This window comes from Nocardia sp. NPDC004582 (genome assembly GCF_053602115.1).
In genome coordinates this window covers 19664-35640 of sequence record NZ_JBSGCY010000065.1, presented here as the reverse complement: position 1 = coordinate 35640, position 15977 = coordinate 19664, and the positions used below count along the sequence as shown (strand labels likewise).

Genomic DNA, 15977 nt, shown 5'->3' with positions numbered 1-15977 from the left:
GGCTGCATGCTCGACGGCGACGCCGCGCTCGAGGTCACCTCGGTACCGGGCATCTCCCCGGTCGCGACCTTCCGCTTCCGGTGCCGCCGATGAAAGCCCGACGATCGACGGTCATGCTCTGCTCCCTGCCTGCCACCCTGGTCGGTTGACCAGTATTCCGAACTCCCGGACCCGCCGCAGAGTACGTCGCCATGACCCCGCCCACACCGGCGCGACACGACACGTTCTTCCAGGCCAGGACCTTTTGACAGCGACACGACCCGATGAGAGTGTTGGTGATCTGATTTCTCACCACGAGCTCGGCCGTAGGGGGACCCCGCTATGACGACACTGGCCTCGGGCCTGTTCCTGGACTGGGAACAACTGACGGGCCAGTCCAAGCTCGTGGTCGATCTGATCAGCTTCCCCATCTTCAGCGCCATCGCCGGCTGGCTCACCAACTGGACCGGCGTGCTGATGTTGTTCTGGCCGGTCTACTTCAAGGGTTTCCGGGTGCCCGGCCTCGAGATCCTCTACCCCTACCTGCCGCGCCGCGTCCAGGTGCTGCCCACCTTCTCCGGCGACGGCAGGCAGCTCGGCTTCCAGGGCTTCATTCCGGCGCGCGCCGAGAAGATGGCCAGCATCTGCGTGGACAAGGCGCTGATGCGGATCGGCAGTCCCAAGGACTTCATCCACGAGCTCGACCTCGAGGGCATCGCCGACTACATCACCGAGGTCGGCCGCAAACAGGTTCCGGACATGGTCGACGCGATCATGAAGCAGGAGAACCCGGATCTGTGGGGCGCGGTGCCCAAGTCCGTGCGCAACGCCCTGTACCAGCGCATCGAACGGGAGCTGCCGACCCTGGCCCGCCGGGCCTTCGACCAGCTCGGCGACAATGTCGACCAGCTGATCGACATCAAGGACTTCGTCATCCGCTACCTGCGCGACAACCCGGAGATCCTCAAGGATCTGACCACCACCATCGCCGCGCCGGAACTGAAGTTCATGGTGCGCGTGGGCCTGCTGGGCGCGCCCTTCGGCCTGCTGCTGGCCCTGTACATGCATGTGCACCACGATCTTCCCGTGCTGCACTGGATTCCGGCCTGGCTGGTGATCCTGAGCGTGACCGCCGCGATCGGCGTGATCGTGAACGTCATCGCGGTCAAGGTGGTGTTCGAGCCGGGCGATCCGCAACCGCGCTACAAGTACCTGTGGAAGCAGGCGCTGCTGGCCAAGCGGCAACCGGAGGCCGCGGCCGATCTCGCGCACATCCTGGCCTACCAGGTGCTCACGCTGCCGAATCTGGCCGGCGAACTGCTCGACGGCCCCAATGGCGACAAGACCCGGCAGATCCTGGAGCGGCTCATCGCCCAGGAGATCCACCGTCAGCTCGGGGTGACCCATTCGGTGGTGCGGACGGTGTTCGGCAAGCGGCAGTTCGACAATCTGAAGATCGGCGCGACCACCGCCGCGGTGGGACTGGCCCCGACCCTGGCCGACGATCCGGAATTCGCGGCCGCGCAGGCCAAGAAGATCGACGAGTTCGCGGCCCGCAAGTTGCAGCAGCTCACGCCGGGCGAGTTCATGGAGATGTTCTACGCCTCCATCGAGCAGGATGCCTGGCTGCTGTATCTGCACGGTGCGGCCCTGGGCCTGGTGGTCGGGGCCGTGCATCTGATCCTTTTCGGCTGGTAGACAGCACTTTCGGGGCAATCCTCCGGCAGCCCGGGAAATCAAGCACGCGTGCTTGCATTTTTCCGGGACGACTGCGATGCTGGGCCCGTGGCCGATCTCGAGGCATTGCTCGCCGACTTCACCGCCGAATGCGCCGATCTCGATCGGCTGATCGCGGACCTGGATCCGACCGGCTGGGAGCGCGACACCCCCGCCGCCGGGTGGACCATCGCGCACCAGATCGCCCACCTGAACTGGACCGATCAGGTCGCCACCATCGCGGTCACCGATGCGGCCGAATTCGACAAGCTGGTCCAGGCGGCGCTGCCGAAGGCCCTCACCTTCGTGGACGAGGCCGCCGAGGAGGGCGCGAAAACCCCTGCGCCGCAATTGCTCGCCAACTGGCGTCGCGACCACGCCGCTCTGGTGGAGGCGCTGCGCACGGTCCCGGCCGGAACCAAGCTGCCCTGGTTCGGCCCGCCCATGAGCCCCGCCTCCATGGTCACCGCCCGCCTGATGGAGACCTGGGCGCACGGACAGGACGTCGCCGACACGCTCGGGCGCACCCGGGAGTCCACCGCCCGGCTGCGGCACATCGCGCACATCGGCGTGCGGACCCGGAATTACGCCTACCTGATGCACGACAAGGCCGCGCCCGGCGAGGAGTTCCGGGTCGAGCTGACCGCGCCCGACGGGACCCGGTGGACCTGGGGGCCGGAGGATGCCGCGCAGCGGGTCAGCGGACCCGCCCTGGATTTCTGCCTGGTGGTCACCCAGCGTCGCCATCTCGACGATCTGGCGCTCGAGGTCCGGGGCGCGGACGCGCTGGAATGGCTGGGCCTGGCCCAGGCCTTCGCCGGTCCGCCCGGAAACGGCCGAGCGGCGGGTCAGTTCACCTGACCCGCCGCCGATCCCGGCCTCCGACCAGAATCCCCAATTCCCACAGGGGCTTTGTCTCCCAACGGTCCGGGGTGGTCCCGACCAGCTGGGAGGGAGCGAGCGAGCGCCAGCCTGGGTGCGCCGTGCCTGGTGCCGACCGGACGCCGTTGGCCGGAGGTCTCTTCGATGGCAGTCGAGTTGGCGCTCGCCGCTAACAAGTTTTTACCCAGGCTTTCGCTGCCGAAAACCTGATGATGCCCAACCTTTCCCGAGAGTGATCCTGGTCTCACCTACGGCATGTGGTACCCGCCGCCACCGTAATCTGGACGCGCGTACGACTTTCAATGGTGCGGGTCTGCGTCGCGCAGGGGGCCCCAGGGGAGAGGGAGAGGACGCACCAGTCATGTCGCATCAACTAGCGACCCAGGCCGCCCGGTCGACCCGGCGTACGGCCCAGGTGATCCGCTACAGCGCCATCGTCACCGCCAGCATGGCCAGCATCGGGCTGACCGTCGCGGCGGGCTCGTACATCGCCAACGAGATGGCCCAGCGGCCCGGCAAACTCACGACCACCACACCGGCCGGCGGCCCGGCGCTCGCCGCACCCGGCCCCGCCGCCGATCGGCCGGGCCTGCAGCTCGGCGCGCCGATCGCCGAGAAGATCGCGCTGACCTCGCTTTTCGGCGGATATCCGCTGGAACCGGTGGGGGCGCAGGCGATTCCGGACCACATCCTCGGCAGCGCTCCCGCGGCCGAGGCGCCGCGACCGCTGGCCGGTCAGCTCCAGCTCGGCACCACCTATGTGGGCGCGCAGCTGGCGGGTGTTCAGCACGAGACGGTGACCCTCACCCTCGACACCAATGTCTTCGCCACCGTGGCCGACGTCCTGCTCAACTCGCCGCTCGGGCAGCAGCTGGGGATCACCACCGACCCGACCGCCAATACCCGGCTGCGCACCGATGTGGACAGCCACGGCGATGTGACCCTGACGCTGTCGGATCCGGCGCTGGGCACCTACGGCCTGCAGATCGCGCGGCATCCGGTGCCGGCCGCGGCCGATGCGAACGCCGTGCACGGGGAAGACTCCGCGACCGTCACTGTGTGAGACTTCCGGTGTGTACGACTACTGCGTGATCGGCGGGGGCATCGTCGGGGTGGCGACCGCGCACCGCGTGCTCGAGCGTCACCCGGGGGCGAGCCTGCTGCTGGTGGAGAAGGCCGGGGAGCTGGGCCGGCACCAGACCGGGCACAACAGCGGGGTCATCCACTCCGGCATCTACTACGAGCCCGGCAGCCTGAAGGCGCGGCTGTGCGTGCGCGGCGCGGAGCTGACCAAGCGATTCGCGGCGGCACACGAGATTCCGTTCGAGGAGTGCGGAAAACTGCTGGTGGCCACCGATGCCGGGGAGCACGCGCGGATGCTCGCGCTCTACGAGCGGTCGGTCGCCAACGGGGTCGAGGTGGAGTTGCTCGACGCCGCCGAACTGGTGCGGCGGGAGCCGCGGATCGCCGGGGTCGGGGCGCTGTTCGTGGCGAGCACCGGCATCATCGACTACGGCCAGGTGACCCGGGCGCTGGCCGCGGACGTGCGCGCGGCCGGTGGTGAGATCGCGGTGAACGCGGAGATCACCGCCATCACCGAAACAGACTCAGCGGTAACCATTTCCGGTCCGACCGGCACCTGGCAGACGCGGCGGCTGGTGGTGTGCGCGGGTCTGCAGGCCGACCGGATGGCGCGACTGGCGGGCCTGGACATCGAGCTGCGCATCGTGCCCTTCCGCGGCGAGTACTACCAGTTGCCGCCGCACCGCAAAGATCTGGTGAACACCCTCATCTACCCGATCCCGGATCCCGAATTGCCGTTCCTCGGCGTGCATCTGAGCCCCACCATCGACGGCGCGCTGACCGTCGGGCCCAATGCCGTGCTCGGCCTGGCCCGGGAAGGCTACCGCAAGGGCAGCGTGAACCTGCGCGACGCCCGGGAGATCCTGGGCTACCGCGGTTTTCACCGAGTGGCCGCCGCCCATGTCCGCACCGGGCTGCGGGAACTGCGCAACTCCCTGTTCAAGCGCGGTTACCTGGCCGAATGCCGCCGCTACTGCCCGGAGTTGACGGTCGCCGACCTGTTGCCGCGGGAGGCCGGCATCCGCGCCCAAGCGGTGCTGCGCGACGGTAGCCTGGCTCACGACTTCCTGCTCGAGCGCACGCCGCGCACGGTGCACGTGCTCAACGCCCCGTCCCCGGCGGCCACCTCCGCGCTGCCGATCGCCGAGTACATCGTGGATCGATTGGACGACTTCGTTCAATAAATAGGATTGCTGTAGTACTTTTAATGGCAGCCGTGGGACAGGGAGCAGCCTATGGGCCATTTCAAGTACGCGAGTGATGTCGGCGCACCGGTGGAAGTCGCGTTCACATATACGGACAACCATCAGTTCGTGCCGGACTGGGCGTTCGGCGTGGCCGCCTTCGAGCCGGTCGGGGATTCCGACCATGGTCTCGGAGCGGTCTTCGCCGCGACCCTGCGCGTCGGCCTGTGGCATCCCACGATCGAGTGTGAGATCACCGACTACCGCCGCAACGCGGTCATCGAGTACACACTGCGCCGACGCCGGAAGGGGAAGCCGGCGTCGGCGTGCTCCGACTTCTGTGTCATCACCCTGCGCTTCGACCCGCTCGGGTACGGGCGCGCGGTGCTGACCTCGGAGACCGAGTACTGGGCGCCGCGCGGCGTCACCGGCAAGTTGTTCTCCGCGATGCTGGCCGCATTGGTGCAGGCCACGACCCGGCGGACCGAATCGCAATTGCGCAGGGAGATAGAGGAATTCCACGGCACCGATCTTGTCGGCCGGATCGCGTAGGGTAGGCCGCATGATCATCGTGAGCACCGACGGATCATGCCTGCGCAATCCGGGCGGGGCGATCGGCTGGGCCTGGGTCAATCATGCGGGCGGCTCGGCCAGCGGCGGCGGGCCCTCGGGCACCAATCAGATCGCGGAGCTGCGCGCGCTACTCGAGGCCGTCCGGGCCCATCCGAACGCCGAACCCCTACTCATCGAGAGCGATTCGCTCTACGCCATCAAATGCGCCTCCGAGTGGATCAACGGCTGGCGCAACAACGGCTGGAAGACCTCCACCGGCGCGGCGGTCAAGAATGTCGAGCTGATCCAGCAGATCGACCGCGCCATCGCCACCCGCCCCGGCCCGGTCCGGTTCCGCTGGGTGCGCGGCCACGTCGGCAACTACTTCAACGAGCAGGCCGACACCCTGGCCGGACAGGCCGCCCGCCAGGCCGCCGCCACCGGGAAGACGACCGACTCCGATGCCGGGCAGCCGGAGCCCTTCGATCCGCCCACCGCGCCGATCCCGGTCGCGGAGCCCAAGACCGAGCCGCTGCCGGTGACCGCGCCCGTGGACCCGGCCGAGAAGATCGGCGCGACCGCGCATTCCGCGCCCGCCACCCCGCGCCGCCGGGCCGCGGCCGCCAAAGCGCCTGTCACCGAGGCACTCACACTGTTCTGAGGACCGCGCGCACGCTTGCCCCGAAGACGTCGGTGTAGCCCGCCTACCTGCGGTGATGACGCCGCGACACGACCAGAAGGGCCCGCCTCCGGAAGATCCGGAGGCGGGCCCTTTCTCACGCTGTACGCGGACTACTCAGCTGCCGGGCTTGGGGGCCGCGGGCGTCGGCGCGGGCTGCGCCGGGGGAGTCGCCTGACCCGAGGGCTGGACGCCCTGCTTGTCGCCACCCGCGCCGGGGATGGCGCTGTCATCATTGCCGTAGACCGTGCGGTACTTGGTGACCAGCCACTTGTCGCCCTTCTTCTCCAGCTCGACGTAGGAGGGCAGCGGCAGCACGACCGGCTGGGCGTGCAGATCGTTGGTGGCGGTCTGGAGCACGTCTACCAGGATGGTCGCCTTGTTCGCGTCGCCGTTCTCGTAGGCGCAGCGCAGCATGCCCAGCGTCGCCTTGGCGTGCTGCTTGATCAGCAGGTCCTGCAGATCCGAGGCCACCGGCTCGAAGCTCTGCGCGAACTCACCGCCATCGGCGATCTGCGACTTCATCCGGGCGGCGAAGTCGGGCAGCGACTTCTCGTCGTACGCGGTGAGGGTGCGCACGAAGCCGCACGCCGCCGAGGTGGCGTCGTCGCGGGCGTCGAGCTGCTGGGCGCGGTCGTGGGACTGCCACCAGAATCCGGCGGCCCCGGCGATCGCGGCCACCGCCACCACACCGAGCCCGCCGAGCGCGACCAGCGGCACCGACACCGCCGACAGCAGGCCGGACTTGCCGCCCGCCTTCGGCTCGGCGGCCGGCTCGGAGCCGGCGGCCTCGGCGTCCACACTCGCCTTCGGCTCGGCGTCCTTGCTGATCACCACCGTCTCGGCGGTTTCGCTCGCCTTCGGCTCGGCGGCCTCGGTCGCCTTCGGCTCGGTGACCTGCTCGGCGTTGCCCTGGCTATCGGCCTCGGCGATCGAATCGTCTTCGGTTTTCTTGTCCTGGGCAGCGTCGTCCGACATCTATCGATCACTTTCCCGGTGCGCTGCGGGCGCACCGTGTTGGTTTATGGCCCTCACTTGAGCGGCGGCAGCGTCCGCTCGTTCGGATCCGCGCCCGCGGGCGGCAGTGCGCCGTTGTTGGGCACGTCCGGTCGCGGCGCGTTGGCCGATCCGCGGATCTGCTGATCCTGCGGCGGGTTCTGGCAGTAGCCCGCCCACCGCGGGAAGGTGTTCTCGGTGGCCACTTCCGTCCGCACCTTCTTGGTGGCGTAGTCGCAGAAGGCGCGCGGCCAGATGTCGACAATCGTGTAGAACTCGCCGTCATGCGCCGGCACACCCATGGCGGAGGCACCGATCACCAGCGACGGGAACAGTGCCCGCAGCGCCGGCGTGCGCAGCTGCGCGGCCCTGGTGATGGCCGCGAAGTTGGTGGCCAGACTGGTCATCGGGTCCGCGGTCCGGTCCAGCACCGCGCCGAGGTCCCGCATCTGGCCGGGGGCCTGCTCCAGGATCTTCTGGAGTTCGGCGTTCGCGTCGTTGAACTGATTGAACAACACACTCGAATTACGGGTCAGCGTACCCAGGTCCGGTTGCGCGAGCGCGGTGGTGCCGGAAATGACCTGCAAATTCTTGAGCAGGTTGGTGGTCTGCGGGAGCAGATCGTCCAGGCCCTTGGTGGCGATGCTGACCGCGTTGACCAGCGAGCGCAGCTGATCCGGGCCGCCGGACAGCGCGGTGTCCAGCTCGGTCAGGATGACGCTGAACTTGTCCGGATCCACCTGGGCGATCAGGGCGCTGGCGTTGTCGAGCACCGACCACACCGGGGTGGGCGTCTTGACCTTGGCCGGATCGAACGGCACCAGCGAACCGTTGTGCAGGAAGGGCCCGCTCTCGGTGTTCGGGCGGAAGTCGATGTACTGCTCACCCGCGCCGGACAGCGCGCCCACCGCGACCACGGTGTCCGCGGGAATGGAGTACTTCTTGTCGATCTCGGCGGTGGCCGCGATGGCCGCGCCGTTGTCGATCAGCTTGATGTCGTCGACCTTGCCGACCCGGAAGCCGCGCAGGGTCACGTCATTGCCCGCCTGCAACCCGCCGGAACGGTCCAGATTGACCGTCACCGTGTAGGTTTCGCGCAGCGGGTTCACCCGCATCACGCTGATCGCCAGGTAGGACGCGCCCACCAGCAGGATCAGCACCAGCGCGCCATTGGATACCAGGTTCTTGTGTCGCGATACCCAGTTCATCGGTGTCCCCCGTTGATCCGGCCGTAGATGATCTGCAGGACCTGGATCAGGCTGCCGCCGAAATCGTTGAGATCCTTCACGTCCGGGAACTTGCTGTTCGCCGGGTCGGTGAGCAGGCCGATGTCGAGCATGGTGAGGGTGCCGCTGACGGCCAGGACGTCACCCTTGAAGGAGGCGTCGGCCTTGGGCCGGATGTCGTGCAGCGCGTCCAGCGCGGGGCCGAGCGTCTGATCGGTCCGGGCCAGTGCCGACATCAGCTGGTTCAGATTGTCGAGCAGGCTGCCCAGCGAGTCCGAGGTGGTGTTGGCGTAATCACCCAGGGCCGCACTGGTTGTCGAGATCTTGTTGAGCAGATCGCCGATGGCCTGGTTGTTCTCGGCGATGGCGCCGATCATGCCGGGCAGGCTGTCGGCCACCTGGCCGAGCTGCTGGTGGTTGGCCTCGATGGTGTTGGCCAGCGCGCTGAACCCGGACAGCACATTGTCGACGCGCGCGCTGTTGTTGTTCAGGCTGGTCATCACGCTGGTCATCTGGGTCAGCACATGGCCGAGCTGCTCACCGCGACCGCCGACGATGGAGTCCAGCTCGGAGGTCAGCTTGGACAGGCTGGCGATGCCGCCGCCGTTGAACAGCAACGAGACCGAGATCAGCAGCTCTTCGACGGTGGCGCCGGCCGAGGTGTTCTCGATCCGGGCGCCGTCTTTCAGCATTTCCGCGCCGGGCTGGGTCTTGGGCTTGGACACGGCCACGAACACGTCGCCGAGCGGGGTGGCCTGCCGCAGTTCCGCCGTACTGCCCTTGGGCAATTCGATGTCCTTGCGGATGGCCAGGTCCACATTGGCCTTGAAATCCTTGGTGGTGATCTTGGTGACCACCCCGACATCGGAACCACCGATCTTGACCTTGGCCTGATCCGGGAGGTTCAGGGCATTGTCGAAGGCCGCGTGGATCGTGTAGGTATCGCTGCCCGGACCGGGTTTGGGCAGCGGCAGGCTCTCCACCGTGACACCGCAGCCCGACGCCACCACGGCCGTCGCGGTGACCGCGACCGCCACGATCGCGCGCCGCGCCCGGCGGCCGGTGCGCTCACCCCAGAGGGCTGACATTCGATTGCTCATTTGGTCATCCCCAGCGCCGCCGCCATCAGACCGAAGTCGGGTCCGAAGTCCTCCATCTTGCCCGTCCGGCAGCCGTCCGACTTCATCTGCACGCGCTCGCAGAACAGGCTGACGATCTCACCCGAGAGCGCCGTGCCGATCAGGCCGTGCAGGCGAATGAAGTTGCCCTGCCGGTTGACCGAGCGGTCCAGGTTCTGCATCAGCAGCGGCGTCACGTCGACCACCTCGGTCACGCCGGCCGCGTTGTCGCGCAGCTGCTTGGTGACCGCGGTGAGCCCGGTGAGGGTGCCGTTGAGCTGGTCGGAGTACTGCGAGAACGCGCCACTGGTGTTGGCCAGGAAGGCGTTCAGCTGATCGAGGGTGGCCTGCAGGCCGGGGGCCTGGTCGGACAGCAGCCCGGTCATCTGAGTGATCTTGTTGCTGAAACCGCGCACCGAATCGTCGTTCTCGGCGAGCATGGTGGTCAGCTCGTTGAGCTTGATGATGATGGTGGAGATGGCGTCCTTGTTGTCCAGGCCCGTCTTCAACGCCCCGGACAGCGAGTTGAGCACATCGCGCATCTTCTCGCCGTTGCCGTTCATCATCGGGTAGAGCACCCGGCCCGACAGCGGGCCGATGCCGTCCTGTCCCTCTTGGGGTTTCAGCGCGGCGGCGAACGAGTCGATGGTCTTGATCATGGTGTCCAGCTCGACCGGGGTCTTGGTCTGCTGGGTGGTCAGGTGCGCGCCGTCGCGCAGCTTGTCACCGCCGGTGTAGCGCGGGGTGAGCTCGATGTGCCGATCGGTCACGATGGACGGCGAAACCAGTGCGGCCTGAACGTTCTTCGGGATGTCGACGCCCTTGTCCACGGTCATGTGGACCTCGACGTACTGACCCTTGGGCACGATCTTGTCGACCCGGCCCACCTCGAGACCGAGCACGGTGATCGGGTTGCCCTCGAACATGCCCGCGATATTGAGGAAGTCGGCGGTGAAGTGCTGGGTCTGGCCCGCGGCGTCCTTCACTCCGAGCGGAACGAGCGAGCACGAGCCGACGGCCGCGGCCGCCACACCGATCATGGCCGCCTGGGCGATTCGTTTCAGCATCATTGGTGGCACCCCTCGTTCACCTGCGCGAAGCACAACCAGTTGTCCGGGAACAGCCAGGGCAGCGCGACCTCACCGTAGTTGCCGTTGCCGAAGACATTGTTGAACTGCCGCACGGCCGGCGGCATGATCGACAGCAGCCGGTCCAGGTTGTCCTTGTTCTTCTGCAGACCCTCGGCCATGGTGTTGAGCTGGATCAGGGTGGGACCGAACCGGTTGTCGTTCTGCGCCCCGATCTGCTGCAGCTGCTTGCTGAGCATGGCGATGTTGTCCAGCAGGCTCTTCAGCAGACCCTGGCGTTCCATCACCCGATTGGCGATGGCCTCGCCCTGGGTGATCACCAGCAGCACGCTGTTGCGGTTGTCGCCGAGGATCTTGGTGACCTTGTCCAGATCCTTGAGCAGCTGGTCGACCTGGTCCTTGCGGTTGTTCATGGTCTTGGCCAGCGCGCCGATGGCGTCGAGGGCCTGCACCGTCATCTGGGGGGTGTCGCCCATCTGCTGATTGATCAGATTGAGCGAGTCGGCCAGCTTCTTGGTGTCGAGCTCCTCGAACTTCGGCGTGCCCTCCTGGACCACGTCGGCCAGGTTGTAGGGAACCACGGTGTTGGACTTGGGGATCCGGTTGCCCTTCAGCCCCTTGCCGTCGCCGGGGACGAGGTCGACGTAGCGCGCGCCCAGCAGGGTCGCCATCTTGATCGAGGCCTTGGCGTCCTGGCCGAGCTTCACATCGTCGTTGACGCTCAGGGTGATCAGCACGTGGTCGCCCTCGAGCTCGGCGCCCGAGACCGTGCCGACGGGAACGCCGGAGACGTCCACCTTGTCACCGACCTTGATGCCGGCGGTCTGCACGAACTCCGCCTTGACGCTCTTGGTGCCGATGCCCACCGTCTTGTAGATGGAGGAACCCATCAGCAGTCCGACGATCACCGCGGCGCCGAGCACGCCGAGCCAGAAATTGCGGTTGGAATTGAAGCGGGACTTGAGTTTCGACATCATGGCCGGCACACCGCCGAGTGGGAGTTGCCGCCGATCTGCGAGAACAGACCGCGCGGGAAGAGGACACCGTACAGCGAGACATCCAGGCTGCACAGGTAGGCGTTGGCGTAGGCGCCGTTCTGGGTGAACTTGCCGACATCGGAGAGGATGCCGGGCAGATCCACCGCGGCCTGGTCCAGCTTGGAACCGTTGGCCAGCAGCAGCGCGAGCGCGTCGTTGGAGGAAGCCTGCGCCGCCACCAGCTTGGGCTGGATCTTGCCGAACATGTCGACCAGACCCAGTGTGGCGTCGGCGATCTGGACGGTGGACGCCTGCAGCGACTGGCCCTGCGCGTACAAACCGCCGATCAGGGCGCGGGTCTGGGTGACCAGCGTCTCCAGTTCGTCGCCGCGCTTGGCCAGGCCGGACATGACGCTGGACAGGTTGGTGATCACGTCGGAGAGGATCCCGTCGCGGCGTTCGAAGTCCGAGGCCACCGCGGCGGCCTGGGTGATGAACGCGCTCAACGAGACATTGTCGCCCTGCAACGCCTGGATGAAGGTGTTGGACAGGTTGTTCACCTGCTCGGGCTGCAGCACCTGGAACAGCGGCTGGAATCCGTTGAGCAGACCCGAGACGTCGAAGGACGGCTCGGTGCGCTCGATCGGGATCACGCCATTGTTCTTCAGCGCCACGTGATCACCGGTCTTCGGCTTGCCCGCGACCGGCGGGGCCAGCGCGACATACCGCTGGCCGATCAGGTTCTGGTAGCGGACCAGGGCCTTGGTGTCGCCGTACAGCGTCTGATCGCGCTGCACGATGAAGGTCACCTTGGCCTGGTTCTTGCTGTCCAGGTCGATCTTCTCCACCTTGCCGACACGCACGCCCGCCATCCGGACGTCATCGCCGGGACGCAGACCGAGCACATCGGTGAAGGTCGCGGAGTAGGTGTTGGTGGACCCCTGGACGGTGCGGGCCAGCGTGTTCCAGATGACCGCGGTCACCAGGACGGACACGATCGCGAAGATGCCGAAGCCGATCAGCGGTTTGCGAATGCTCATCGGCCGGCCTCGCTCTGCGTCAGGTGCACGGTCGCATCCTTCAGAATCGGGCTCAGCAGCAGGTATTCCGCCGCGGTGGGACGCCGGCCGAGCATCGCGGTGATGGCGTCGTCTCCTGCGAGGGCGATGTCCTTGCCGGTCGCCGGCGCGTCCGGCCGGCTCGCCGGGGCATCCGGCTGACTCGCCGGGGCGGCGGGCACCAGGTTCGGGAACATGCCCTGCAGCGGGGTACCCGCGAGCGGGTCGTTGCCCTGCTGCTTCGGAGCCTCACCGGTCGCGGGCTGACCCGTGACGGTCACGCCCGGGATCAGCGGGAAGCCCGGCGGCGGCGCGACGATCGGCAGGCCCGCCGCCGCGTCGATGGCCCTGGGCCGCAGCGAATCCGGCAGCGTGCCCGGATCGGAGGTGAGCGGCGCGGTGCCGCAGCTGGGCGCGGCCAGCTCGCCGTAGCGCGGGCAGTCCTCGCGGGTGTACGGCTTGTACGGCGTGAACGTGAGGCCGACGTTCCAGATCATCTGGTTCTGCGGACCCCAGTGGAAGGACGAGCTCAGCTTGCGCACCGAGTCGTTGAGGTTGGCGATGGCCTGCGGGATCGCGTCCGGGTTGTCCGACAGGGCGCCGAACAGGGCGCTGGTGCCGTTGGTGACGTCCTTGCCGACATTGGGGTTGCGGGCGAAGAGCCCGTTCACCTTGTCGATGGTGTTGGACGTCCCGGCGAGCAGCGCGGTCAGCTCGGCGCGGCGGTCGGAGATGGTCTGCGCGGTCTTGACCGAATCCTGCAGCACCCCCATCAGTTCCGGCGCCGATTGGTTGAGCGCCCGGAAGGAGGTGGAGAAGTCGTCGAGGAAGCCGCCGACGTTCGGGACCGACCCGCGCACGCCCGCGAGCCAGGTGTCGACGCGCTCGATGGTGGAGCCGGGCATCCGGCCGCTGCCGTCGAGGGCGTAGGACAGGGTGCCCAGCACCCGGCCCAGCTGCACCGGATCCAGCTTGCCGAGGATATTGCGGACCGTGGTCAGGGTGTCCTGCAGGGCGATGGTGCCCTTGGAGGTGTCCTCGGAGATCTGCGATCCCTCTTCGAGGTGCGCGGAATCGGCTCCGTTGTAGACCAGTTCGACCGAGGTCACGGCGAACAGGTTGGACGGCACCACGCGCGCGGTGACATTGGCCGGGATGCCGTCGGTGTACTCCGGCTTCATCTCGATGTGCACCTGCTGCAGCTCGCCCTTGGCGGCCACCGACACATCCTTGACCGCACCCACCAGCACGCCGCGGAACTTCACGTCCGCGTTGGCCGGCAGACCGTCACCGGTGGTGGTGAGATTCGCGGTGACATTGACCTTTTCGACGAAGTAGCCCTTGTATCTGGCCATCAGGACGCCGAGAACGACGGCGACGACGGTGAGGCCGCAGACACCGGCGATGAGCAACTGCCGCATCGTCGGTCCGCGCCCGCTCGGATCGATGATCATCGTGTGCGCCCCCTATCCCGAGATCCGGATACCGGGGTTGACCCCCCAGATCGCCAAGGTCATGAACAGGTCGGCGAAGACGACCGCGATGATGCAGAGCTTGATCGCGCGACCGGCCGCCACACCCACGCCCTCGGGGCCGCCCGAGGCGAAATACCCGTAGTAGCACTGGATGAAGGTGGTGATCGCGACGAAGAGGATCGCCTTCAGCAGTGAGTACAGCACATCGTGGGGGACCAGGAACTGATAGAAGTAGTGCTGGAAGGTGCCTGTCGCGGTACCGCCCACCAGGGACACGGTCAGCGAGCAGGAGATGTAGGCCAGCGGCAGCGCCACGCAGTACAGCGGCACGATGGCGATCATGGCCGCGATCATGCGGGTGCTGACCAGGTACGGAAGCGGCCGGATGGCAACCGATTCCAGCGCGTCGATCTCCTCGGAGATGCGCATGGCGCCCAGCTGCGCGGTGAACCGGCAGCCGGCCTGCGCCGCGAAGGCGAGGGTGGCCAGCATCGGCCCCAGCTCGCGGGTGGTGGCGAAGGCCGAGATGGCGCCGGTGAGGGGGCTCAGGCCGAGCAGGTTCAGCGAGGTGTAGCCCTGGATGGCGACGGTCATGCCGCCGAACGCCGACAGGATCAGCACCACGCCGATGGTGCCGCCACCGACGATGAGATTGCCGTTGCCCCAGGTGACGTCGGACAGCAGCCGCCAGACCTCTTTGGGGTAATGCTTGAACGCCATCGGCATGGAGCCGAGTGAGCGCAGGAAGAAGAAGACTTGGTGGCCGATGCGCGCCAGCCAGTCGCGTGGCGCTCCGGCCACGCCCTTGATCCGTTGGAACGGCCGCAGCAGCGGCGGTACGTAGGTAGCTGACACGGCCTCAGACCATCGCCGGGGGGAAGAAGGAGTTGTACAGCTGCGTGATGATCAGGTTGACGCCGAAGAGCATGACGGCCGACATCACCACGGCGGTGTTCACCGCGTTGGCGACACCGCCCGGGCCGCCCCGGGCGCTGAGGCCGGAATCGCAGGCGATGATGGCGGCGAGCAGGCCGAAGATGAGCGACTTCAGCAGGGCCGCAACCAGATCCGCCGTGATGGCGAAGGAGGCGAAGGTACCGATATAGGAGCCCGGCGTGCCGTTCTGCGCGAAGATATTGAAGACGTAGCCGGTCAGGAAGCCGACGAAGATCACGAAGCCGCAGAGCAGTACGGAGACCAGCATGGCCGCGCCCAGGCGGGGCGCCACCAGGCGCCGCATGGGATCGACGCCCATCACCTTCATGGCGTCGATCTCCTCGCGGATGGTGCGGGAGCCGAGGTCGGCGCAGATGGCCGAGCCGACCGCGCCGGCGATCATGAGCGAGGTGACCAGCGGCGCGCCCTGCTGAATGATGCCCAGGCCGTTGGCCGCACCGATGAACGAGGTCGCGCCGACCTGTCCGGCGACCGAGCCCACCTGGATCGAGACGATGACGCCGATCGGAATGGCGACCAGCAACGTGGGAGCCGCGGCGACATTGGCCATGAAGGCGCATTGCCGCACGAACTCACCGTAGGGAAAGCGCCTGCGAAAGATGGCGACGAAGAGCTCGGTGACCGCCGCGACACCCATCACCATCATGCGGCCGCCGGTTTCCAGCGACCGTTTCGGATGGTCCCGCCAGTACCCCTTGGCCCAATCCACTGCCGTATTCATCCGTGACGCCGGCGGTGGACTCCCCGGTCCCCCCGGGATCGTGGTCGACTGCACTGACTACCCCTCTCGACGCCGGAGTTACCCGCCTCCGGCGACTGTTTGCTTGACGCACCCTACTACGGAGTTAGGAAAAACACACCACCGATTGTGGTTCCGATCATAGAGCCGGATCACATTCTCGCTATGGCTGTGAACAGCCACATCAGGGTTGGTTTTCGTGCAAAAGAACCTGGCAGAGATCTAGAACTTGTTCTAGTTTCCGACTAACTTCCGGAAGATGTGAACA

At 67.1% G+C, this 15977-nt stretch carries 15 protein-coding genes; 6 read left to right on the top strand and 9 right to left on the bottom strand.

The annotated features are described in order from the left end of the window. Positions 1–321 precede the first annotated feature (321 nt). The 6 genes from ACWELJ_RS19255 to ACWELJ_RS19230 all read left to right on the top strand — a co-directional run bounded on the left by ACWELJ_RS19255 (position 322) and on the right by ACWELJ_RS19230 (position 6057). The gene (locus ACWELJ_RS19255; protein ID WP_452367495.1) at positions 322–1677 is read left to right on the top strand and encodes a hypothetical protein; all 1356 of its coding nucleotides are present in this window, start codon (positions 322–324) and stop codon (positions 1675–1677) included. A gap of 87 nt (positions 1678–1764) precedes the next feature. Continuing rightward, positions 1765–2556, top strand: a complete 792-nt coding sequence (locus ACWELJ_RS19250) for a TIGR03084 family metal-binding protein (protein ID WP_452367494.1) — start codon at positions 1765–1767, stop codon at positions 2554–2556. A 382-nt stretch (positions 2557–2938) separates the two neighbouring features. After that, a complete protein-coding gene (locus ACWELJ_RS19245) occupies positions 2939–3640 on the top strand; it encodes a hypothetical protein (protein WP_452367493.1) in 702 nt (233 codons plus the stop codon). Beyond that, entirely contained in the window at positions 3594–4844 is a 1251-nt protein-coding gene (gene lhgO / locus ACWELJ_RS19240; RefSeq protein WP_452367492.1) for an L-2-hydroxyglutarate oxidase, read from the top strand. Before ACWELJ_RS19245 ends, lhgO begins: the two co-directional genes overlap by 47 nt. Positions 4845–4895: 51 nt before the next feature. Then, positions 4896–5396 carry an SRPBCC family protein gene (locus ACWELJ_RS19235; RefSeq protein WP_452367491.1) on the top strand — a complete coding sequence of 167 codons (501 nt, stop codon included), beginning with the start codon at positions 4896–4898 and terminating at the stop codon, positions 5394–5396. 10 nt (positions 5397–5406) lie between these two features. After that, complete coding sequence (locus ACWELJ_RS19230; RefSeq protein WP_452367490.1) at positions 5407–6057, top strand: ribonuclease H family protein; 651 nt, start codon at positions 5407–5409, stop codon at positions 6055–6057. 135 nt (positions 6058–6192) lie between these two features. On the opposite strand, the gene ACWELJ_RS19225 is transcribed toward ACWELJ_RS19230, so the two are convergent. From ACWELJ_RS19225 to ACWELJ_RS19185, 9 genes are read right to left on the bottom strand one after another with little or no spacing between them, the layout of a single operon-like run. Continuing rightward, positions 6193–7053 (bottom strand): hypothetical protein, encoded by an 861-nt coding sequence (locus ACWELJ_RS19225; RefSeq protein WP_452367489.1) that lies wholly within the window; start codon positions 7051–7053, stop codon positions 6193–6195. Between the two features lie 53 nt (positions 7054–7106). Next, a complete protein-coding gene (locus tag ACWELJ_RS19220) occupies positions 7107–8279 on the bottom strand; it encodes an MlaD family protein (RefSeq protein ID WP_452367488.1) in 1173 nt (390 codons plus the stop codon). Then, positions 8276–9385 (bottom strand): MCE family protein, encoded by a 1110-nt coding sequence (locus ACWELJ_RS19215; protein WP_452367487.1) that lies wholly within the window; start codon positions 9383–9385, stop codon positions 8276–8278. Before ACWELJ_RS19215 ends, ACWELJ_RS19220 begins: the two co-directional genes overlap by 4 nt. A gap of 8 nt (positions 9386–9393) precedes the next feature. Continuing rightward, positions 9394–10485, bottom strand: coding sequence for an MCE family protein (locus ACWELJ_RS19210; RefSeq protein ID WP_452367486.1), 1092 nt, complete (start codon positions 10483–10485; stop codon positions 9394–9396). Beyond that, a complete protein-coding gene (locus tag ACWELJ_RS19205; protein ID WP_452367498.1) occupies positions 10482–11477 on the bottom strand; it encodes an MCE family protein in 996 nt (331 codons plus the stop codon). Before ACWELJ_RS19205 ends, ACWELJ_RS19210 begins: the two co-directional genes overlap by 4 nt. Then, positions 11477–12520 (bottom strand): MCE family protein, encoded by a 1044-nt coding sequence (locus ACWELJ_RS19200; protein ID WP_452367485.1) that lies wholly within the window; start codon positions 12518–12520, stop codon positions 11477–11479. Before ACWELJ_RS19200 ends, ACWELJ_RS19205 begins: the two co-directional genes overlap by 1 nt. Beyond that, complete coding sequence (locus ACWELJ_RS19195) at positions 12517–13992, bottom strand: MCE family protein (protein WP_452367484.1); 1476 nt, start codon at positions 13990–13992, stop codon at positions 12517–12519. The genes ACWELJ_RS19200 and ACWELJ_RS19195 overlap by 4 nt, the downstream gene beginning before the upstream one ends. A gap of 12 nt (positions 13993–14004) precedes the next feature. Continuing rightward, the gene (locus ACWELJ_RS19190; protein WP_452367483.1) at positions 14005–14868 is read right to left on the bottom strand and encodes an MlaE family ABC transporter permease; all 864 of its coding nucleotides are present in this window, start codon (positions 14866–14868) and stop codon (positions 14005–14007) included. Between the two features lie 4 nt (positions 14869–14872). Next, positions 14873–15691 (bottom strand): MlaE family ABC transporter permease, encoded by an 819-nt coding sequence (locus tag ACWELJ_RS19185; RefSeq protein WP_452367482.1) that lies wholly within the window; start codon positions 15689–15691, stop codon positions 14873–14875. Positions 15692–15977 lie beyond the last annotated feature (286 nt).